Genomic DNA, 22,713 nt, shown 5'->3' with positions numbered 1-22,713 from the left:
TGCTGTTAAAGTAAGAATGACTCAAGCTCGAAATAATTATCCGACACCAGATCATTCAGAATGTTAATATACCCCGACATAATCTCGCTCGGTTTACGGTCCTTGTGGGCAATCCAGCCGACAGAGAACACCTCTTTGCTGTCAAAAGGAATAGTGACCAGTCCCGCATCATTAAGCTCTGAGGCCATTATCCCTGTGCCTACCGTATACGAGTCGCTTCCGAGCAGCAGATGAGTCAGTGTGGCGCGGTCGGTAACTTTAATATTCTTCTCAATCTGCGTGAAGCTAAGCATTTCCTCCGAGAAGTGCAGTGAGTTGTTATCCCCCTGCTCAAAAGTAATATAAGGAAACGAAAGAATATCATCAATAGTGATTCTCTCTTTGCCGGCCAGCACATGTCCTGCCCGCACATACACATGCGGATTCGTATTGAATAGCGGTGTAAACTTCAGGTTACCGTCGCTGAACAGCTTGTTCATTACCTTATAGTTACTCTCATTGATATACAGAATACCAATATCGCTGCGCAGGGTACGCACATCCTCAATAATCTCATAGGTCTGCGTCTCCCGCAGGCTGAAATTGTATTCCGCTATCTTACTCTCCTTCATCAGCTTCACAAATGCGTCCGTAACAAAAGCATAGTGCTGCGTGGATACCGAAAAGTAGATCGGACTGCGTTTCTTGCCGGTATAGCGGTTCTCCATAAACTCCGTTTGTTCAATAATCTGCCGGGCATAGCCCAGAAACTCCATGCCTTCCGCCGAGATGCTGATCCCCCGGTTGTTGCGTTCGAAGATTGTAATGCCAAGCTCGCTCTCCAGCTCCTTGATAGCATTCGAGAGGCTGGGCTGTGACACAAATAGCCTTTTGGCCGCTTCGTTCATAGAGCCGCTGTTCGCAATCTCAATTGCGTAGCGGAGCTGCTGCAATGTCAAACCTGTTCCCCCTCTGATCAAGGAATTCACCTATACTACAAATAAGAATTTAATAGTTATCCTATCACACCTTACCGCACCCAATCTACTAGGGATTATGCAGCGTGAAAAGCTGAAGTTATTGGGTCCGCTTCTTGCCCGCATCGATTTTGGACGGATCAAGTCCTTCCCAGATATTCCTGATATCCGCCTGTCCGGGATCTTCAAACACCAGGAATGCCGTAGGCAGATAACGCTCCCCGTATTGTGAAGAAGGCTTGTTAAGAATCTCGTTGTCCTTCACCAGTACAGTGGATGAACCCCCGTCCAGATTGGCTGCGATCACTGCACCCTGCTTCAGCATAATCTGCTGCACATCATACAGATTCGCCCCGATGCTGTAGCCCGGCTGCCGCCCGTCGATGACCACGAAGATCAGCGCACCGTCCGCCCGTTGGCCCATAGCCGTTCTTGGGGCGATCCCCCAGCCTTCAGCGGCATTCTTGATCTGGCCTTTGCCGTTCACAATAATCCGCGGCTGAAAAGTCACCGCCTCCTGTACTCCCATCTTGCTCAGCTCATCTAACGTGTAGTTTCCGGCGATCATTTTGCCTTCTTTATCAAGACCCACAATCTGTGTAGACTTCTTGCCGCCAAGTCCGTTATAGTACAGCTTCCCTTGTGAGACGACCAGCCCGATCGGCTTGAAGCCATTGCCTTTCCAGTTCGGATCGGCGAAGCCCCCGCCGTTCACCCCGGCGATTGCCCCTGTCCGCGCCACCATACTGGATACCTTTTCCCCTGAACCAACCTTATCGGGTACACCCAGACGGACCTTCTTCGGATCATTCACAATCATCACATAACCGGCATACCCGCTGCCAGTAACCTTTTCAATTTCGACCAGCGGTTTATCCTCCGGGACCACGGGCTCCGGTTCAATCACATGGGTGTCTACCTCATTGCCCATCTCCTGAAACCGCTCTGTATATTCGCTGACGCGGTTCTTAAGCTCATCTTCGCCAATTATATATTTGGCCATATACCGGTGTTGTGTCGTAATCAGTGTATCGGCAATCAGATATCGGGTGTTCTGGGCAGACGGTGCAAGGTAGAGCCAGCCTCCGGCTATAATCATCAGGATGAGGCAGAACATAAATACTCTGAAGACTGTACGGAAAAAGCCCCTTTTCTTGCGCTTACGGGCCGGTTTTTTCTTCTTGCGGATAGTGGAACGTTGCGGTAATGATGAAGAATTCACTTCTAGTTATCCTCCCTAAACAAGCCTTTTGTTGTATACTTCTATACACTCACATATCTCATAATAGAGCAATATAGAAGTTTAAAAGTTTCAGTTTGGTCAATTCTCTGTCCATTATCTGTTATTTTCTGCTCAAGGATAGGAATCAATCAGAATACAGCAAATAGAAATGTAGAAACTATCATACGTTATTTTGAAACCACGAAAGATATGATCAAGGGTTGAATTCTAAGCAAGGGAGTGCAGCTTCAATTGAATAAAACAGAGCGTCTTTTATCGATTGTGATAGAACTACAGCGAAGTAAATTGCAGACAGCTGATGAATTAGCAGCGGTCTTAGGGGTTAGTGTAAGAACGATCTATCGTGATATGCAGGCTCTGAGTGAAGCGGGAGTTCCCATCATCGGTGAGACTGGATTAGGATACTCCTTAATGGAAGGCTATTTTCTTCCACCCATCAGTTTTACCACAGAAGAGGCAGTATCACTTCTTCTTGGAGCTGAATTCATAGAGAAACGTTTTGATCCGACTTATCGCAATAGTGCCCGTTCTTCCCGCAGAAAAATAGAAGCCATTCTTTCCCGGCCCATGCGTGAAGAGACAACCCGAATCCAAGGGAGCATCCGGTTGCTTCAAAGGGATGAAAAGGTCATAATGGCCCGGGAGAAAGTAAACTTGGGAATCATTCGTGAAGCCATGCTGGAGGGCAAGAAACTTCGTTTAACCTATCACAAGCGGGTGGCTGAAGCTGATGGGAACCGGGTAAATGTGCGAATTGTATCGCCATACGGATTAGCACATGATGAGCAGAATGGCTGGCTGTTACTTGCTTTCTGTGACCTAAGGGAGGATATTCGCCATTTCCGGGTCTCCCGGATCAGTGACCTTACCATGACTGAGGATACGTTTCAGACTCCCGATAACTTCAACCTTGAGTCCTACCGGCCGAAGGATACCCGTAGCGTACGGGTCTGCGCAATTTTTAATCCAAACGTCACAGATAGAGTTGAAGAAGCCAATAACTATTATATGGAGACTGCCGAATCTAAAGAGGACGGTTACCATGTCACTTTTCGTGTCCACGAGCCGGAAGAATTGCTGAGCTGGATGCTTGGATGGGGGGCAGATGTAGTAGTCACTGAACCTGAATCCTTCAAAAACCGGATAAGAGAAGAAATCGAAAAAATGAAAGAACGCTACTGACATGCTGTTGGCAGTAGGGGGCTTGTATAATCAAGATATACGAATAGTGCATTGAAGATTTGCAAATGCTGATTTTGAGGCGATGGCGAGTCAGATGATTATTCTAATAACATAAACAGGAGGACATTATTATGTCAGCAATTGGACCCGACTTCATTTCACTACAAGTAAGCAATCTTGAAGGCTCTGCGGAATTCTATCAGAACTATCTCGGACTGGTCCGCTCCCAGGCGGGCCCACCTCATGCTGTGGTCTTTGATACCAAGCCCATTGCATTTGCCCTTCGTGATCTAATGCCTGGAATAGAACTCGGTACAGGCACTCAACCTGGACTTGGTGTCGCTCTATGGCTTCATGCCCCTGATACGCAAGAAATCCACGACAAGCTTATTGCAGCAGGCGTAAAGATTACATCCGCACCCATAGACGGCCCCTTCGGACGAACCTTTACATTTGCCGACCCGGACGGTTATCAGGTTACTCTTCATAGTAAAGGCTAATACGCAAAAGTATTCAGCTTAATAACTAGGGATAGGCTCCCCATATGGTAGACAGGTGAGATCATACAACCTGTCTACAGTATGGGGAGTTTTTTCATGTCGGCGAATTGTCAGGCTAAGTGGAACACCTTGTACGGCAAGGCTATTTCTCCAACTCATAGCGGGCCGCGATAATGCCCGACTTGAGCGTTCGGCTGGATAGCAGCTTGAGCCTGATTTTCTCACCGTCATCGTGGAATGCTGATTTCCCACTGCCCAAGATGACCGGACAAATCGAGTTTTCTCATGTTTGCTTCTCCTCCGATTTCGAATTTTCTTCAAAGACAACAATATTGTGCAAATCTGTTCGTTCGGAGCATCTCACGCCTTCCGGACAGCGGGGGAGTACAACACGTCAGCATGCATATGCTGAATTTCGGCCCAGTTGCGGGGATTGGTCGTATCTGGTATACCATGCTCCAGAATGTCCTGATATAGGGCAGTTTTTTGTTCCAGATGGGCTATATGCTGTTTGGCTTCTTCAAGCTTAATGAGCGCTGCTTCTTTATGCTTCATCATGAGTTCACTGCGTTGCGGAAGGGTCGAATCACCTTTGAGACAGAGATCAATGTATATTTTGATAACTTCAATCGGCATCCCGGATTGCTTGAGACATCTGACGCCATGCAGCCAGTTGATCGATTCTTCATCGAACAGCCGGATATTATTCTGGTTTCGCTGTACGCTGGGCACCAGCCCTTTATCCGTGTAATAGCGTACAGCGTGCTCAGTGAGTCCTGTAATCAGGGCGGCTTCTTTGACCGTATGCATGTGTGATCCTCCTTGAAAAAAATGATAAGACCGCTTGACTTCGTGTTACACGAAGGCGATAGGCTTATTGTAATGCAACTCGGATGGAAGTGGAATCCCCGCTTCAGTATCCTACTTGGGGATACGCACCGTTTGCTGTTGTACATCTGAATACTGGGAGGAATTATAATGCTAAGCGTAACCTTAAACAATGGTGTGAAAATGCCGATCATCGGTTTTGGTGTCTACCAAATCCCGGATGCTGGAGAATGCGAGAACGCCGTATATGAAGCACTAATAGCTGGATACCGCCTCATTGACACAGCGGCCGGTTACCTCAACGAGGAAGCGGTTGGACGCGCAATTAAGCGTAGCGGCGTGAAGCGTGAGGAACTATTCATCACGACCAAGCTTTGGGTTCAGGATGCCGGCTATGAGAGTGCCAAGCTGGCGTTCGCCAAATCCTTGAATAAGCTGCAGCTCGACTATCTCGATCTATACCTTATTCACCAGCCGTTCGGGGATTACTACGGCGCTTGGCGTGCTATTGAAGAATTGTACCGCGATAACAAGATCAGGGCGATCGGTGTCAGCAACTTTCTGCCCGACCGTCTGATGGACCTCATTGTGCATAACGAAATCGTACCCGCTGTCAACCAGATCGAAACGCACCCGTTCTACCAGCAGGCCGAGAGCTCTGCTTTTATGAAAGATCAGGGCGTGCAGCACCAGTCGTGGGCGCCGTTTGCTGAAGGACTGGGCAACATGTTCGGCAACGAAGTCCTGGCCTCGATTGCAGAACAACACAACAAGTCCGTCGCCCAGGTCGTGCTGCGCTGGCTTGTTCAGCGTGGAATCGTTGTGATTCCAAAATCAGTGAGAAAAGAGCGGATCGCGGAGAACTTCAATATTTTCGATTTTGAGTTGAGCGCGGATGATATCGGACAAATTACCGCCCTCGATACGCGGGACAGTCTTTTCTTATCCTACCACGATCCGAAGTTCGTCAAGATGCTGGGCACCTTGAGGGTTGATCTGTAAACCTTGATCAAACCGTAAGCTCGTCACATCTTTATCTTTATCTTTATCAATGAAAAAGGGACAGGGCGGTCACACGGCCACTGTCCTTTTTTACAATACTTTATTTGCATAGTCTACAGCTCCAGCCTATCACCGGTGTCTGCCTACACCGCCTCCGCTGCTTGCACTGCCGCCTCCGCCGGCATTATTATCATCATCGTCATCATAGGAAGAATAACGCCCCGCTCCACCCCCATTGGTAGAACCGCCATCCCCCTCATTTTCATCCTGGTAAGAGGAATGGCGTCCTACTCCGCCACCGCTTGATGAACCGCCACCTCCCTCATTGCTACCCCAGAAGCTGCTCTGCGAACTGCTGTGATTCAAGGCTTCGTTACGATGCCGCTCATGCCGGCGGTGCCGCCGCTGCCGCATAGTAGAACCTGAGCCGAACCTGGTAACTAGACGGTTAATATTCTGCTGATTGAACGGATTAAGCCGTGATCCAAAACGGGCAATTAAACGGTTGCGGCCGGAAGCAGCAAGACTGAATATAGCAATGATTATCAGATACACTCCCATAATCTTTAATCCTGTAGATGCGCTGACGGGTTTCGGTTTGTCGTTAATATGCGATTTTACGGGTGATTGGGTTCCTGCTGCAGCGGTAGATTTGGAGCCCGCCGCCGCAGCCTCCAGGCTGGCATCTGCTCTGGCCAGGAAGAAGCTGTAGAAAGCATTCGCCGTCCCGGTTGCCCCGCCTGCGTAATCCTTTGCAGCAAATTCCGGTTCAAGTACCGTGTCCAGTATTCCGCCAATGCGTTCATTGGTCAAAATTCCATCGATTGCCTTACCCTGAAGGACATGATAATTATCTCCGCCGATATCCAGCACCAGCATTACATCTTTAGGCCCTGCGGCTACGCCGGCGAACTTCGCATACGTATAATCCTGCAGGCTTTTATCACCGGAATTCTTGATTGTCACTACATAGATCCCGCTTCCGGTCGTTGCCGCATAACGGTTGCTGGACTGGTTCAGATAATCCTTCGTAACTTGTTTGAAGACCCCGGCATTATCCGATACATAGTTTTTGGTGCCGACAGTCTCCGAATAGATTCCGCCAAGCTCCTGAATTAATGAACCATAGGTTTTGCGCGCACCAGCGCTATAGTTCTTCGCCGCGAAATCCGGCTCCAGTGACTCCGATAGAATCCGGGATAACACCTTGTCGTTCAGCGTATCCTCCAGACCTTTGCCCGGAACCGCCCAGTAATCATCATCCTGGGTGGAGAGCAGCAGCAGAACTCCGTTATTCTTATCTGCCGAACCGACTCCCCATGCATTGAACAGCGAGGTCGCATACTCTTCCATCGATGTTCCGTTCGTAGTATTCACCGTCACCAGCACAACTTGAGCACCAGTCTGCTGATGCAGCTTCACGCCGTAATTGACCATATAATTCTCTGTCTTCTGATCGATTACGCCCGCGAAGTCATTCACATAAAAGGACTCCGAATGGGCGGGAACAGCTGCCTCCGTCCGGCTTGGCGCCAGCGGCAGCAGAAGCAGGATCATCAGAATAGTGATAAGCGCAGTTTTTAAAGTTTTCTCATACATTAATACCCCTCCGGCTACTTATATCTCTACTATACTATATCGGTTAAGCTCACAATGGGATATAGTTCCATTCCCCTTATACTTATGTCCGAATCTAGTACATATTCAAAAGAGACTGCCCGGAGGTTACTCGTTATTAAATCTGTCCGGATGCGATCCAAAGCGCTGGTTGTTGTTCAGCGCATTAATACGGCTGATTTCATCCTCTGACAGTTCGAAATCAAAGATATCGGCATTCGCGATAATCCGCTCTTCTTTGACCGACTTTGGAATCGTCACAATACCGTTCTGCAGATCCCAGCGCAGGATGACCTGAGGCAGCGTTTTGTTATGGCGTGCCGCAATGTCAGCAATCACCTCATTGTCCAGCAGATGGCCTTGGGCCAGCGGAGCCCATGCTTCAATCTGAATGTCCTGCACCCGGCAAAACTCACGAAGCTCAAGCTGGCTAAGCAGCGGATGCAGTTCCACCTGGTTAACCATCGGCTTCACCTTGGCTTCAGTTAAAAGATCTTCCAAATGATCTATCTGGAAGTTCGAGACACCGATCGCACGGACTTTTCCGTCTGCATACAGCTTCTCAAGTGCGCGCCAGGTGTCTTTATATTTGGCTCTAATCGGCCAGTGCACCAGATACAGATCCACATAATCCAATCCCAGTTTGCTGAGACTCAGGTCAAATGCCGCCAGCGTAGAATCGTACCCCTGATCGTTATTCCATACCTTGGTGGTGATGAACAGCTCTTCGCGGGCAATCCCGGATTCACGGATCGCCTGACCGACTCCCTCTTCATTACCATACACAGTTGCTGTATCAATGCTTCTGTATCCGGCCTTAATTGCTGCTTTGACAGAATCCACAACCTCTTGGCCTTCCTGGACCTTGAACACTCCCAGACCAAACCAAGGCATTTCTACACCGTTAGCTAACTTCGTTGCCGACTTTAGGTTCATCATTATCAGAGTACCACCCATCTATATGATTTGGATTGTTGCTAGAACAATGAGGCAGGGACCAGCTTGCGTCCGCCCTTAATCAGGGTTGAATCCAGTGCATCTCCTTTATCCCCGCCAAAATACAGCTGCCAGTACACACCGAAACGGATGCTGACGTCATTCTTCACCAGCTCCGGCGGCGTAACGATCAGCCACTGGAACTTCAGCGCCTTGGAAATCTCGAATACCGGATCAAGCACGTTATTGGAGACCATTTCACCGAACGGATTATCGTACAGGAAGACCGTCCAGCCTTTATTCTCCCGGTTGACGCGCTTGTGGGTCATAATCATCATCGCCACCAGCAGCTGAACCGACTGGCGTTGACCGCCGCTGCCGACGGCCTCATCCAGCGCCCCGCGGTTAATGACCTCCCAATCCGAGTAATGGTACTCTTCCGGTGCTGCGTAGAGGAAATAATTCTCGGTCACCGGTTTATATACCTGGAGCACCGGGAAGCGGTTCTGCAGCGCGGCATACACCATCCGCCCGTCATTAATCAGCTCTCTGACTGCGGAAGCCGGAACCTGCTCGATCTTCGGGAACTTCTCTAGCAGGCTGCTGATGCAGCGGTTGAAATACTCACTGACCAGCGGTTCGATGTCATCTGTCGTTCTCGGAACGGTAATATTCTTGTAATTCAGCCGGACCAGGGGGAAGGCATGCCCGTTCTCATTATGAATGATCATCCGGCGTTCCATCCGCTTGAGAATGTCGGTAATCTGCACGACCCGCTTCGCGGCACGTCCTACCCACAGCTTACGCGACAGCTCCATATCTTCCTTGTCACTGCGGATACTCTCAATCTGATCACGTGAGCTCTGGAGCATCGAGTCCAGCACCTGCAGTGCAATCGAGAAATCATCCCAGTGAACTGTGTTCAGCCGGTCCTGAATTTTGGTCTCCAGCTCAACGTTCCATCCGGATTTGGCCAGTCTGCCGCTGAGCGTTGTCTTCTCTTCCTTGACCTTGCGCGAGATTTCCGCACGCTGACTGCGGCTCTCCTTGCTGCGCAGCAGCCAGTCTGCAACCAACTGCTCACAGTTCTCCCGCACATCCAGCTGCACGTCCTCGGGCACATCCCGCAGCGGCATGCGGCTCTCCACATGGGTATCCATGACCTTGCTCTGATTGGAGAGAGTCTGCAGCCAAATATCCATTGAGGCAAGCGCCTGCTTGCTTGTATTCAGCAAATACTCATTCTCGCGGAAGCGCGCACTTAGCTCTTCTTCCTTCTGTACCAGCGGCTCATGCCAGAGCTCTACAGCACGCTCGTGCTTCTCCTTGATGGCCTTCTCGGCTTTGCCCAGCTCCTTCTGCAGGTTGTCCAGCTCTGCCATACAGCGGATGTAGGAATCGCGGATATGCTGATAATCCTCGTCCAGAATCGCCGTGTCACTCTTCTGCCGTGTTCTGGCCGACTGAATAACCTCCGGTGATTCATCCGGTTCGGGCGCAGACTGCCATCCGTCATCGACCTGATGTACTGCAGCTTCCAGTTCAACCAGCTGTTGTCCCGCCGCTTTGATCTGGGCAGCCCGTGTGCGGATTTCCAGCTCATTCTGGCTGAGGGACTGCTGCAGACTTTCCACGGTACTCAGCAGCTGCAGCAGCTTATCCTGTAATGCTTCATCCGGCACTGCTTCTTCCTGCACAGTATCTTGTGCAGCACCGCCATGTTCACTCGGGAAGTGAATCTCCGGGAACCAGTTTTGCAGCCGCGGGAACAAGGAATACTTAGCTTCTCCCAGCCACTTCTCCCGTTGCAGGGCGAGGCTGTCTATGTCCGCCTTCAGAAGTGCCAGCTGCTGTTCCTTGACGGCAATCTCTTTGCTTAAGGCTGTCTTCAATTCAACTGACTTTTGTTTGTCCTTGTAATCCTGCTCCTGCTTCCGGCTACGCTCCGCCCATTCACGCAGCGCCGCTGCCCTGGCCTCATGCTCGGTTTTCTCGGCCTCACTGACAGCCAGATCTCTGGCTATTCCGGATATAGTCTCTTCATTAAGGGACATTTCAGCATTCAATTCATTTAGACTCTTGCCAAGCTCCTGCTGCCGGGTCTCTAATACCTGCTGTCTGGCCCGCAGACTTACGGTGTGTTCACCCTGGAGCAGACGGTCATACTCCTGTCTGGCTGATTTCAGCTTCGCCAGATACCCTTCCGCATCCTGCAGCTCTTCTTCCCGCTCTTTGAGCCGGGAGGCGATCCCTTGCTTCCAGTCCAGGAAACGCTCCGGCTGCAGCACCATCTGCGGCCCTTGATGGGTGAGCAGCAGGAATGAAGCTCCTGTGGCATCCGCCATTTCCTCACGCACGAAGACCGGGACAGGCGATTTGAGCAAAAGCTCCTGAAGCAGCTCAGGCTGAAGCTTAGCCGATTCACGCTTCGTTACAATCAGCCCGTAAGGCAGCAGCGGGTGACGTTCCAGCTCCTCTTCACGGACCAGGTAAGACTGGTCGTTCAGATATGCACTGCCGATCATGGAGCTGATCTTCAGGGCATCCAGGGCATCCTTCACTGTCAGGATATCATTATTAGGCAGCCAATAAGCTTCCTGCTGCAGCTCTACATCCAGCAATTGATTATAGTATTCCCGTCTGAGCCGCTTCGTCTGCTGCTCGGCATCATCCAGCCTGCGGATGAACCGTTCCTGAATAAGTGATTTGGCCTCGAACAATGCTGTCGTCCCGAGCTGCTGATGTTCTTCATACATTTCCAGCAGAACTACAAGCTGTGACCAGAGCTGTGATTCCTTGCCCATCTGAGCTTCAATCCGGTCCGTAAGCTCCTCCGCCTGGCTTGCAGCCCCCAGCAGCTTCTCAGTCAGCCGTGTATGTCTGGTATGCAGAGCAAGCTTCTCTTCTTCTGCGGATTTGCGCTGCTCGTTCAGGGCAACGATATTCTCGGTCATGCTTCTGGCTGCAATCATCGTGCGCTGAAGTGCGGCTGCCGGGGAATGGGCAGCCTCCTGCCCGTGGCGGGAAGCGAACACCCCTAGATCTTCGGTATACTGGCGGATGAGCGCCGTTAATTCATGAATCTTGCCCTCCAGTCCGCCGAGTTCAAGCAGGAATGCCTCCCGGCCTTTGCGCAGAACGCCCTCTTCTGCACCCAGAGCCTGCTGGCGGCCGCTGAAGAACAGAATTCGCGCTTGCCACAGCCGGTAGACCTCATCCCACTGCAGGCGAAGCTCCTGCTTGGCCGCTTGAATGACCTCTTGGCGCTCCTTCATCGCAAGGGAGCCTTCGATGGCTTCAATTTCCTTCTGCCACTGCTCCATCTGGCGGATCTGCAATCTGCGTCTGGCTAGATAATGGGCAACCTCAAGATCCTTTTCCTTGATCTTCGATTCCTCCAGCCGCTGCTTAGCCCGTGCCTGATTATCTGAGACCGCTTTGAAATCATCCTGTTTGCGGTCACGCTCTTCCTTAAGCTTCAGATACTTCAGATTATCCGTCTCAAATTTCAGCTGCTTCGCTTCCTGATAATGCCCGGCCAGCTCATCCGCAGTTTTGCGGCGCTTGTCTTCGGCATTCTTCAGCTCATCATAGATCACCGTGTACAGCTGCCGCCCGAACAATTCGGTCTCCTGAAAGCTGCGGTCAGCCTCAGTCCCCTGCTTGACGGCCTCATAGAGCGGGGCGGCAAGTGAAGTGAATTCAGCAAAAGCCCGCTCTCTCTGCTCCAGCATCGGCAGCCTCTGTGCAACCGTAGCGGAATCTATGAACATCCGCTGAAGTGAGCCTTCATCCTCGCGCATGCTGCCGTTTAGACTCGACCCGATTTCCGGAATAATCAGCTTCTCGAACAGATTGTGGTTGGTAAAGGCGTCATTCTTCTGGAAATAGCCTTTAATTCCGCCCTCCTCGCCGTTGATTCTCCGCATATTCCGCCATTCATCAATATGGATATCCCGGTCTGCCAGAAAAGCATAATATTTCTTCAGATCCGAGCTGTGGCTGCCAAACGCAACGATCTCATTACGCCGCTCACGGACAAATTGCTGAATCGCTTCAAAGCTGGCCGGAGTGTTCAGCTCGTGATCATAGAGCGGCAGGGTAGACAATGTAAGCTCCGCATTCTCATCATAATTGAGCAGCGCATAGAGCAGATAATCTACTTTGATCTCCAGCAGATCCATCGAGTTCTGGGCAGTCATTGCGATTCCGGTGGTTATGTACTCCGTCCGTTCCGGCTCGTCCAGCCGCCATTCGATAGCAACGTGGAACGTATAGGGCTTCAGCTGTTTTTTGTGATTATGGAAGAAGGCTTCTACCTGGTTCTCATTATCTTTACCCCAGGCCGCCTTGGGCATCAGCAGCTGGAATATCGACTGCAGCAGCACGCCCTTCCCCCCGCCGTTCATCAGTGTAATCAGCGTGTTGGACGGGCCTTCCTCATTGCACAGGTCGAGGATCATATCCTCATATTTCTTCAGCATCTTCTCATATTTAAGTCCGGAGATGCGGATTCGCTCAATGCGCGGCATGGGCTTCCTCCTCCTTCTCGCTGAGTGTCCGGCCAATCAGGGCCTTCAGCTCCTTATAGCGGTCCACATCATGATAGAGATAACGCATCCGCTCATACAGCTCTTCCCGGGGGAAAATCCGCTTCTCGTTCTCGGAGATGAACACCAGATGCTCTTCCTCCAGCAGCTTCATCCCCTCATGGATCAGGCCGATCCGTGAGCCGGCGCCGCGGGTCAGCGAATCGCCCTCCTCCTGGCTTTTGGTCTGCATATACAGGCTGCTCCATACTTTGTGCATCGCCTGAATATCCAGCCGCCACTGCTTGCTGAAGCTGCCGTCTTCGTCCATGTCCATCCATGTCTGGAACAGGACGGATACCTGATCCGAGAGCTGTATGTAGGACATGCTGTCCTGACCCGGCTTGAAATGCTGTTCATCCTGATCCATCTCAGCCAGGAACACCAGAATAATTACGTTGATGATATGCAGATGCGTCTTGCGTTCGATGCGCGAATATTTATTGCGCAGCTGTGTGAAGTTGCTGGCAAAGCCGGAACCCATTGGACTCACGAGCAGGTGCAGACGATGCCCGGAGTTCATAATCCGGCAGCCGGCTTCTTTGGCTACATATTGTAAGGCATCATAAGCGACGGTATCCTGCAGGCATTCGGCCGCAGCGGGATCATCAAGTGATATCACCTTGCGGCGAAGCAGGTCGAAGAACAGCCGTGAAGCCTGTTGTACTTGCTCTAACGAATAACTCATGCTGAATCATCTCACTTCTCTACTATAGTAATGGTATAAGGACTGATCTCCAGACCGGGCCAGCGGATGCTGCCTTGCTGCCCGTTAGCAATCCTGGTCTGCAGCACTTTGCCCCGCAAGGTCTCAAGCTCCGGGTGGTCCGCAATCAGCCGCCCAATCAGCTTCTGACATTCATCGGCCCCGCCGTAACCTTCCACTTCCTGCTCCTGCACCTTAATTTCGGTATGGAAAAATTGAACCCACAGGTCCACCGCATTGGGGGTATCCGCCCAGCGCCGCTGTTCATCCTCAGAGAAAGCCTCTGCCGAGAATGTAAAGCTTCCCTGTTCTGCCAGTCCGGCGAAGACCGGCAGCCAAAGCTCAGATACCTCGGTCCACGGTATGCTTTTGGGGACATAGTGGAGTTCTTCCTCCTCCCCGGCTTCATCCGGGTCTTCCGGCAATTCGTCCGGCAGGAAGCCGACATCCTGCTCTTCCCAGGCCCAGGCCAGCGGATAAATGAAGTCTTGGCTGGGAGAAAATAGCCCGCTGATCAGAGTTTCCATGCTGTCTCCATCCGGCAACCCTTCCGGCTTCACCCATTCCTCCCAGACGTGGGTACGGAAGTTGAAGCCGGCGGCACCCCAGAACAGCTCGGGGAAGTTGAGCCTGAGATTGGTTTCCGCTTCAAAAATGCTAAGTACCACTTCGGCAAGCTCATCATGCACCCGACGGGAGAGTTCGACCCGCTCGGAGAGCAGGCGCAGCTCATTGAAGTCGATGACATCCTTCTCATCATTGGCCAGCCGGGCCAGCGAGCGGTGAATATTATCGAAATGCTTGCGTTCTTCGTCAAATTGCTGATGAATCTCCTCCAGCCGCTGGTGCCGCTGAGCGCCATATTCGCTGAAGATATGCTTCGGATTACGGCGTAGCGCATTGCGGTATTCCTGCTGCTGCTGGGTCATCTTCCGCACCCGGGAGATCAGCTCGTTCACATCCTGCATCGCCCGGGTTACCCGTCCATGCTTGATATGCATCTGAATCTCGAGCAGCTTGATGCTGATTTGAAATTCGTCAATGATCTCATGGCTCATGAAGATCAGCTCCATCGCATATTCGGAGAGCCGGTAGATTGTGGTCCCGTTCTCTTCCCAGCTGGTACGGGTGGCATCTTCATCCACTGAGAAATATTTGTATTTCTGCACCGCCATCTGACGGGACTGATCATCATAATAGTTCGCCTCGAAATCCCCGCCGCCTCCGCTCCACAGTAGCCCGTCCACCAGCCGTTCCACCGATTCCGGACTGCCAAGCTTCGCGATGCCGAAGCGTTCAAGCGAGCTCCAGGTCAGCTGGACCAGATCCTCCCTGGATCTCTGTTCATTCGATTCCAGCTCCAGATAATAGATCTGCAGCAGCACGCTTAGAGCAATCATTTCCTTATAAGGCTGAAGCTCGCCGAGATTCATGCCTGCCCCCAGACTCCATAGGGGATTCAGCCGTTTATTCCGTTCTCCAAAATCATTCCAGTTCATGCTCCAGCCAACCTCGCCATCACTTCATAATTTACCTCACAACATAACATAAACCCACATCTGCCCCGAAGGGTGAAGTATGGGCTAGGATCACGATAAACGATATATTGGGGAATGTATGTTTCTATCCTCAGTTCTTTCTATTATATCAATGTTTCTCAGATATGGCTATTTGCAAAAAAATAATAGAGGGGCCCGCAATGGGACCCCTCTAAGCTTCGCTTGGGCACCCGGATGGATGCAGCTACTTATACTTCACATTCAACAAATAATCAAGATTAGCCTTCACCGCCGGCCACTCGTCATCAATGATACTGTACAGCGCATTGTCCATAACCATGCCGTCAGAAGTGAGGCGGTGCTTGCGCAGCACGCCTTCCCGGACAGCACCAATCCGTTCAACCGCCCGCTGTGACCGGAGGTTGCTACTGACAATAGAGAAGTTAACACGGATTAATCCGAGCGCCTCGAAGCAGTACTGCAGAAGCAGCGACTTCGACTCCGTGTTCACTGCGGTTCTCCAGTAATCCGGCGAAATCCAGGTGCAGCCGATCTCAGCATTGCGGTGTGTCCGGTCCAGATGCATGATCCGCGTAGTGCCGGCAATTCGGCCGGAAGCCTGCTCAATGATGACAAAAGGCATATCCGTACCTTTAGCCTTGTTCACCAATGCCGCGTCAATCAATTGCCCTACCTGCTCTTCTGTACTGATTCTTCTCCAGGTGTATTCCCAGATCAGCGGATCGTTCAGCACCTTAACCAGCTCCGGCTTATGCTCTTCCATGAGGGGCACAAGCCTGATCACGCTGCCCTCCAGTTGCTCAGCATTCTTCGAAATCATATCAGCCCTCCTGAACTTTGACTACCTATTCTTCGACTACCTATTAATGAAGCAATTTATTTCCGATCAGCGATTTGGCCGGCCAGCAGCTGAATGAATTCCTGCACGCTGAGCGGTATTTGTGTACTCTCCGCACGGCCCCGAACGGAAACAGTACCGTTGTTCTGTTCTTGATCTCCAAGTACGAGCATATAAGGCACTTTCTCCAGCTGTGCTTCACGGATTTTGTAGCCCAGCTTCTCATCCCGCACATCCATCTCAACCCGCAGTCCGGCAGCCTGCAGCTGCTCTTTAACCTCGAAGGCATAATCAGCATGAACCCCGGATACAGGCAGCAGCTTGACTTGCACGGGAGACAGCCATAGCGGAAAAGCTCCGCTGAAGTGCTCTGTAAGAATGCCCATGAACCGGTCAATGGAGCCGAATACAGCACGGTGAATGACTACCGGACGGTGTTTTACGTTATCTTCACCAATATAAGTCAGATCGAACTTCTCCGGCATTTGGAAATCCAGCTGGATTGTACCGCATTGCCAGCTTCTTTTCAAGGCATCAAGGACATGGAAATCGATCTTAGGCCCGTAAAAAGCGCCATCCCCCTCGTTCACCCGATACAGGGTCCCGTTATTCTTCAGCACGCGTTCGAGCGACAGCTCCGCCTGATCCCAGAGTTCTTCAGCCCCCATATAATCATCCGGACGTGTGGACAGCTCCACCTTGTACTCGAAACCGAATACTTTGTACATCTGATCAATGAGCTCCAGCACCCGGCTAATTTCATCCTCAATCTGTTCCGGCAGGACAAACAGGTGGGCATCATCCTGGCAAAACGTGCGGACACGCATCATACCATTCAGCGCCCCTGAGAATTCATGGCGGTGGACCTGGCCATATTCAGCAATCCGGATCGGCAGCTCACGGTAGGAACGAAGGCTGTTCTTGTAGATCAGCATATGTCCGGGGCAGTTCATCGGTTTGAGCGCAAAATCTGTTTCATCTACTTTTGTGAAATACATCTCGTCTTTATAATGATCCCAGTGTCCGGACTGCTCCCATAGCCGTTTATTCATCATCAACGGTGAACGGACCTCATCGTAGCCGCTGGACCTCTGTAATTCACGCGAGAAGTTCTCCAGCTCTGTACGGATAAGCATCCCTTTCGGCAGATAGAACGGCATACCCGGCGCTTCTTCGGAGAACATGAACAACCCAAGTTCTTTACCCAGCTTGCGGTGATCACGCTTCTTCGCTTCCTCCAGCATGTGGAGATGCTCCTCCAGCTGGGATTTCTTGAAGAATGAAGTTCCGTAGATCCGCTGGAGCACCTGATTATCTGAATCCCCGCGCCAGTAGGCTCCCGCTACGCTAAGCAGCTTGTAGGCCTTGATCCGGCCAGTAGACGGCAAATGCGGCCCCCGGCACAGATCAGTGAATTCACCTTGCTCATACAAGCTGATCACTGCATCCTCCGGCAGGTCACGGAGCAGTTCAAGCTTAAGGGGCTCCTCCAGCTGCCGGAACCGTTCCATCGCTTCACTTCTGCTGACAACCCGGCGCAGAATCGGCAGATTTTCTCCGATTATCTTCTCCATTTCCCGCTCAATCGCACTCAAATCCTCCACGGACAACGGACGTGCTATATCAATATCGTAATAGAATCCATCCTCTATGACCGGACCGATACCCAATTTAACATTCTGATCCCCGTAGATCCGTTTGACAGCCTGGGCCATCAGATGAGCAGTACTATGTCTGTGGATCATTAGACCGTCACTGCTGTCCGCCATTATAATTTCAACGAGGCTATCCTGTTCAACCGGGTGATCAAGGTCAACGAGCCTGCCGTCGATCTTACCTGCTACCGCATTCTTCTTCAGATTTGCACTGATTGACTCCGCAACCTGCGCAACTGTGGTGTTACGCGAATACCTCCTAATTGTTCCATCCGGCAGTTTCACTTGAATCTCCATGATTGTGGCCTCCATTTCTTCAGGTTTCTGTTAGTGTGATTTGAACGCAAAAAAACGCATCTCATCCCGGAAAGGGACGAGTGCGTCTACGCTCGTGGTTCCACCCTAATTCGACTATGTATTCACGGACCCCCGGCTGTTCGGCGGAAACGTGATAAGCACAATCCTCATGGCATCCGTTAACGGGGATGGGTCGGTGGCATTTACAGCCTCACTAACAGCAGGAGGGTTCAGTGTCACGGCTGCAAAGGGGTAACATCCGGCTGGTCTCTGTAAGAAGCTCTCACCTTGCACTTCTCTCTCTGGTCAGTCCTGGGAGGATATCCTGTCTCTGGTCATTGCCTTAGATATGGTGTTGCTGGTTACATAATACTGAATGCCTTTGCTATAAGTCAATACCTCAATGTAAAAATAGTTGTATGCCGCTGCCCCCCCGGCAATCTATCCGTTACTATCATTCACTTGAAATCCGTGAAATAATCTTACCCGTTTCTTCAACCGTAGGAGCAATATAATCCGCTCCGGCAGCTGATAATTCCTCCTCCGAACCGTAGCCGAATAACACGCCAATGGAGGGCACACCGCAGGCCTTCGCCCCGATAATATCATGCTCCCGGTCCCCGATCATCACCGCCTGTGCGGCAGGAATATCATTCTGGTCCAGCACATACTGGATCACCTCGCGCTTCTTCGAGCGTGTCCCGTCCAGATTGCTGCCAGCGGTGAACCTGAAGAAGTGATCCAGCTTGTAATGGCGGAGAATTTCCTCAGCAAAGACCGTGGGCTTGGATGTCGCCACATACAGGCTGAACCCCTGATTCCGCAGGTTCTCCAGTAACTCCGGAACCCCTGGGATCACATTGTTCTCGAACATGCCTAGCGTCCGGTAACGCTCCCGGTAGAAGTCCACGCCCTGCAGGGCAGCTTCATGTGTCAGACCCTGGATGTGAACAAAAGAATCGTAGAGCGGCGGCCCGATATACGGGATTAGCAGGTCGGGATGCTCCACCCCGATCCCTAACTTATGCAGTGCATATTCCACGCATTTGGTGATGCCTTCTTTGGGGTCGGTTAATGTGCCGTCCAGATCAAATAAAATATGATGCAACGCGTCCTTCACTTCCGTTCGTGCTCCCTTCCTGTTTAACTTTTATCCATCATACCTTCCTTTCTTCATACTTTCCACACACTTATCTACTAACATCACTATGTAAGCTATATTTGAATTTGGAGGATGTAACATGAACATGACGCATTATATGTCCCTGCTGGCGGACAATCAGCCATGGAATCTGATTCTTTTTATGGCGATTCCCGTGATTTTTGCCGAGACGATTACGGTTACGGAGTTTATTATTCTGTTCACCAAGAAGCTGAACGGGCCGCTCCGAGCGTTCAACCGGGTATGTAGTATTCTTGCCGGACTCTATTTCACCGGAGTTTTCCTGTACTTGTTCCCTACCGCCTTCATTCCGCTCACCGCAAATGGTGAATGGCACACCTGGGTGGATGTGGTTGCGGTAAGCTTTTATCTGAGCGGAGTCATCTTCCTGCTGCCTCTGGCCCTGCTGGATCTCGGTCTCATCGCCCGCAAACGCAGTGAAGAGAGCAAGCTTAAGCTGCATTTCCTGCTGATCAGCGGCTTCCTCGTTGTTGCCCACATCGCTATGATCTTCGGGATGGTGAATCCGGAAATTATGGGCGGAATGGCTGGCATGAGCCACTAAGAGTTGAGTCACCTAAGTTTATAAAAGATTGACAGGTGTCCGGGGAGACTATAGAAATAGCTGCCCGGGCGCCTTTTGGTTTTCATTACGCACAAACCCCTCAGAATGAAATCGCCTCTCAGCTATCCGAAGCATGTGTACCGCTGAATTTTGTCTCATCCGTCCAATCAATCCCGGAGCATCTCGTATATGATTTACTAACGATGAAGTCTGGATAGAGATGGGTGAATTCATGAAACTACAAGACGTCAAAAAGGACTATGGACTGATCGTCAGCTTAGGTTCATCTTGTGCGCCAGCAATTAACCTGAAGAGATACGGTCTACGTAAATTCTCAATGCCTCTAGACTGGATGATTTCGTATTCACTGGCAGACGTCAACCGGCTTCTAAAGAATGAGTTCAAGAACTTTATGGATTTCAGAAATCTGCATCCGTTGGATGAGACTCATTTTTTGCTGGATGATGGAGATCCCGTATATTTGGATCATTCCAGGAACAATCTGTCACCATCCTATTTCATACGGGACTCTCTGTATAACATCATCTCTGCCCACGATTTCCCGATTATTCCAGGTCAGGGCTGGAGCGCTTCCTATCCCGCCTACAGACTGAAGCTGGAATACCGGGTCGGCCGGTTCTGGAACAGTCTGCTCAGCAGCGACAATAGTTTTTTTATCAGATGGTTTGCAAGCGCTGAACAGGTACTGGAGCTGCATAGGATATTATCAAAACTTTTAGACAACAAGAAATTCACAATACTCATCCTAAATCCCATACCCGGCCTTACCCTAACAAGAGAAGCGGAATGGGGTATCGGCAATGTCTGCGTTCTGGAAGTGCCTGGCGATATGAATGATTATGCGAATTGGGATTACATCCTGCAAGGGATAAGTCTAAATCATTCTTAGTTATCTCTTAAAAGTAACCTCACAGCGTGTTCCTACGCCGACCTTACTTGTAAATACAATCGTACCGCCGAGCAGCTCGACCAGCTTGTTCACAATTGAAAGCCCGAGGCCGGAGCCTCCGTATTGCCGCGAGCGGGATTTCTCTACCCGGTAAAAACGGTCAAAAATAAAGGGAAGCTCCGCCTCCGGAATTCCGATTCCCGTATCCTCTACAACAAATATTGCTGAGTCCGGAGTGAATCTTAGATTCACCTTGATCTGTCCCTTTTCGGTATAGCGGACAGCATTCTCCAGCAGATTCATCACAATTTGCTCCATCCGTTTGCCATCGCCTAATACCCTCACGTCCTGCCCGCCATCGTACGACGCTGTCAGCAGCAGACCTTTCTCCTTCGCCGGTAATTCCACCCTGCGGACCGCCTGATCCACGATCTGTCTGAGATCGACCTGTTCCAGGTTCAGTGGAATTCTGCCCTCTTCCATCTTGGCCAGCTCGAACAAGTCGTCGACCAGGTGCTGCAGCCGGTGCGCTTCCTGATCGATGATGTCGAGATACAGTCCCTTCTCTTCCTCCGTCTCATACAACCCGCTCTTCAATACCTTGGCATATCCCTGCAGGTAAGTAATCGGTGTCCGCAGTTCATGTGAAATGTTAGCGAGGAATTCCTGTCGGGTATCCCTGTAACGCTGCAGATCAACGGCCAGATCGTTAATGGCTCCTGCGAGGAAACCAATCTCATCCTTACCGCGGATGGTAAGGCGTGTCTCCAGTTCACCGGCGGCGATCTTGCGGGTGGCTCTCTGCATCTGCAGAAGCGGACGGGACAGGACCACGGCAATAATCCAGGTGATGCCGAGCGCCAGAAGGAATGCGCCGATCCCGGCAAGCAGCAGTATATTACGTACTGAGGCCAGCGATTCTTCCATATTCGTGGTGGAGGACATCACATATAGCGCCGAACTGACACCTTCACTGCCCGAGATAGGCTGACCAGTAACGAAATAACGGTGCCCCTCTGGATCTTTGTACAGGAAGCTGACCGTTTTGCCGTTGAAAATATCAGTTAGATCCCCGGTTCGGATAAACGCCCTGTCCGAAGAATCGTGAACGCCTGAATGGAGATTCGTATGGCCGTCGGGAAGTATGTTAAATATACTGACATTAGAGAATTCAGCAAACGTCGTCATCATCTGGCTGGTCGTGGATTCCTTGGACTGGGCCATGACCGTGAAATGGGAGGCGAGCTCCTCCGTTTCCGTCTGCATTTCGTTGTAATAGAAGCTGGTGAACATCCTGTCGATCACCATGCCCAGCGACAGCAGCACGATCAGGAATACGGACATGATGACCAGCCCAAGCTTGGAGCCGATGATATTATGTTTCATCCGGACTACCCGTGACCTGGAATTTATAACCGAGGCCCCATACCGTTTGCACCGGATTATACGCCAGTCCCGCTCTCTGCATCTTTTCGCGGATATTCTTGATGTGGGTGTCGATGACCCGGGTTTCACCGCCGTAATCGTTGCCCCATAACCGTTCGACCAGCTCATCGCGGGTGAATACCCGTTGTCCGCTGCGCGCAAGCAAGGCCAGGAGATCGAACTCTTTTAACGTAAAATCAACATTCTTTCCCTGTACACGCACCTCGCGTGCCTCCGGGTAAATCCGCAAATCGGGGTACTCCAGTACTTCTTCCTGGGGTGCCAGTGACTGCGTCAGTGCAGAGCGGCGGAGCAGCGAATGTATCCGGGCCAGCAGCTCCTCCGGCTCAAACGGCTTAGTCAGATAATCATCCGCGCCGATGCCAAGACCCTGCACCTTATCCTTAATCTCCGAACGCGCGGTGAGCATCAGGATGGGGATATGGCTCTGCTCCCGGATCACACGGCAGACCTGCCAGCCATCCATGTCAGGCATCATCACATCGAGCAGTATCAGATCAAACGCGTGCTGCCCCGCCATGCGGATGGCTTCCTGCCCCGTGGCCGCTTCCTTGGTGGTGAAGCCCTCGTTCAGCAGATATATACGCAGCAAATTCCGCATATTCCATTCATCGTCTACTATAAGTATTTGAGATTTGGACAAGCCGTTCACCCTTTTTTGTGGAATGGTTAATCGTTCGTGCATTCATTATACCCAAGTGGGAACGGTTATGCCGTTCTTTTGGGGTGAGGTCCGTTTCCGCGAAAAAAGAGCAAGCCGA

General features: G+C 51.1%; 18 protein-coding genes. 5 read left to right on the top strand and 13 right to left on the bottom strand.

What is annotated here, in order from left to right; translation table 11 throughout:
* Positions 1 to 5 precede the first annotated feature (5 nt).
* Positions 6 to 938 carry a LysR family transcriptional regulator gene (locus tag R50912_RS16080; RefSeq protein WP_042236313.1) on the bottom strand — a complete coding sequence of 311 codons (933 nt, stop codon included), beginning with the start codon at positions 936 to 938 and terminating at the stop codon, positions 6 to 8.
* A gap of 118 nt (positions 939 to 1,056) precedes the next feature.
* Entirely contained in the window at positions 1,057 to 2,178 is a 1,122-nt protein-coding gene (locus R50912_RS16075; protein WP_042236311.1) for a phosphodiester glycosidase family protein, read from the bottom strand.
* 252 nt (positions 2,179 to 2,430) lie between these two features.
* Here R50912_RS16075 and R50912_RS16070 point away from each other — a divergent pair, with 252 nt between their 5' ends.
* Positions 2,431 to 3,381, top strand: a complete 951-nt coding sequence (locus R50912_RS16070) for a helix-turn-helix transcriptional regulator (RefSeq protein ID WP_042236308.1) — start codon at positions 2,431 to 2,433, stop codon at positions 3,379 to 3,381.
* A gap of 131 nt (positions 3,382 to 3,512) precedes the next feature.
* The gene (locus R50912_RS16065) at positions 3,513 to 3,881 is read left to right on the top strand and encodes a VOC family protein (protein ID WP_042236306.1); all 369 of its coding nucleotides are present in this window, start codon (positions 3,513 to 3,515) and stop codon (positions 3,879 to 3,881) included.
* Positions 3,882 to 4,241: 360 nt separating this feature from the next.
* Here the strand turns inward: R50912_RS16065 and R50912_RS16060 are convergent, their stop codons facing one another.
* Entirely contained in the window at positions 4,242 to 4,691 is a 450-nt protein-coding gene (locus R50912_RS16060) for a MerR family transcriptional regulator (protein WP_042236303.1), read from the bottom strand.
* A 168-nt stretch (positions 4,692 to 4,859) separates the two neighbouring features.
* On the opposite strand from R50912_RS16060, the gene R50912_RS16055 reads away from it, so the two are divergent.
* Complete coding sequence (locus tag R50912_RS16055; protein WP_042236301.1) at positions 4,860 to 5,711, top strand: aldo/keto reductase; 852 nt, start codon at positions 4,860 to 4,862, stop codon at positions 5,709 to 5,711.
* Positions 5,712 to 5,840: 129 nt separating this feature from the next.
* On the opposite strand, the gene R50912_RS33325 is transcribed toward R50912_RS16055, so the two are convergent.
* The 8 genes from R50912_RS33325 to R50912_RS16015 all read right to left on the bottom strand — a co-directional run bounded on the left by R50912_RS33325 (position 5,841) and on the right by R50912_RS16015 (position 18,989).
* Positions 5,841 to 7,310: a TPM domain-containing protein gene (locus R50912_RS33325; protein ID WP_052416384.1), complete on the bottom strand. Its 1,470-nt coding sequence runs from the start codon at positions 7,308 to 7,310 to the stop codon at positions 5,841 to 5,843.
* Between the two features lie 126 nt (positions 7,311 to 7,436).
* Positions 7,437 to 8,267 (bottom strand): aldo/keto reductase, encoded by an 831-nt coding sequence (locus R50912_RS16045; RefSeq protein WP_042236300.1) that lies wholly within the window; start codon positions 8,265 to 8,267, stop codon positions 7,437 to 7,439.
* 38 nt (positions 8,268 to 8,305) lie between these two features.
* Positions 8,306 to 12,796 (bottom strand): coiled-coil domain-containing protein, encoded by a 4,491-nt coding sequence (locus tag R50912_RS16040; RefSeq protein ID WP_042236298.1) that lies wholly within the window; start codon positions 12,794 to 12,796, stop codon positions 8,306 to 8,308.
* A complete protein-coding gene (locus R50912_RS16035; protein WP_042236297.1) occupies positions 12,783 to 13,541 on the bottom strand; it encodes a DUF6063 family protein in 759 nt (252 codons plus the stop codon). The genes R50912_RS16040 and R50912_RS16035 overlap by 14 nt, the downstream gene beginning before the upstream one ends.
* Positions 13,542 to 13,552: 11 nt before the next feature.
* Positions 13,553 to 15,058 carry a hypothetical protein gene (locus tag R50912_RS16030; protein ID WP_042236296.1) on the bottom strand — a complete coding sequence of 502 codons (1,506 nt, stop codon included), beginning with the start codon at positions 15,056 to 15,058 and terminating at the stop codon, positions 13,553 to 13,555.
* A gap of 244 nt (positions 15,059 to 15,302) precedes the next feature.
* Entirely contained in the window at positions 15,303 to 15,899 is a 597-nt protein-coding gene (locus tag R50912_RS16025) for a GNAT family N-acetyltransferase (RefSeq protein WP_042236294.1), read from the bottom strand.
* 56 nt (positions 15,900 to 15,955) lie between these two features.
* Positions 15,956 to 17,869, bottom strand: a complete 1,914-nt coding sequence (gene thrS, locus R50912_RS16020; protein ID WP_042236292.1) for a threonine--tRNA ligase — start codon at positions 17,867 to 17,869, stop codon at positions 15,956 to 15,958.
* Between the two features lie 454 nt (positions 17,870 to 18,323).
* Complete coding sequence (locus R50912_RS16015; protein ID WP_042236291.1) at positions 18,324 to 18,989, bottom strand: HAD family hydrolase; 666 nt, start codon at positions 18,987 to 18,989, stop codon at positions 18,324 to 18,326.
* 121 nt (positions 18,990 to 19,110) lie between these two features.
* Here R50912_RS16015 and R50912_RS16010 point away from each other — a divergent pair, with 121 nt between their 5' ends.
* Together R50912_RS16010 and R50912_RS16005 are read left to right on the top strand one after the other, a co-directional pair.
* Entirely contained in the window at positions 19,111 to 19,596 is a 486-nt protein-coding gene (locus tag R50912_RS16010; RefSeq protein WP_039291493.1) for a DUF6803 family protein, read from the top strand.
* A 232-nt stretch (positions 19,597 to 19,828) separates the two neighbouring features.
* Entirely contained in the window at positions 19,829 to 20,506 is a 678-nt protein-coding gene (locus tag R50912_RS16005) for a DUF1796 family putative cysteine peptidase (protein WP_042242504.1), read from the top strand.
* Here the strand turns inward: R50912_RS16005 and R50912_RS16000 are convergent, their stop codons facing one another.
* Positions 20,507 to 21,892: a sensor histidine kinase gene (locus R50912_RS16000; protein ID WP_042236288.1), complete on the bottom strand. Its 1,386-nt coding sequence runs from the start codon at positions 21,890 to 21,892 to the stop codon at positions 20,507 to 20,509.
* Positions 21,882 to 22,595 (bottom strand): response regulator transcription factor, encoded by a 714-nt coding sequence (locus R50912_RS15995; RefSeq protein WP_231637866.1) that lies wholly within the window; start codon positions 22,593 to 22,595, stop codon positions 21,882 to 21,884. The genes R50912_RS16000 and R50912_RS15995 overlap by 11 nt, the downstream gene beginning before the upstream one ends.
* Positions 22,596 to 22,713: the final 118 nt, after the last annotated feature.

Source organism: Paenibacillus sp. FSL R5-0912, from assembly GCF_000758605.1.
In the GTDB taxonomy this organism is placed as follows: Bacteria; Bacillota; Bacilli; order Paenibacillales; family Paenibacillaceae; genus Paenibacillus_AQ.
This window is presented reverse-complemented; position numbering and strand designations above follow the sequence as displayed.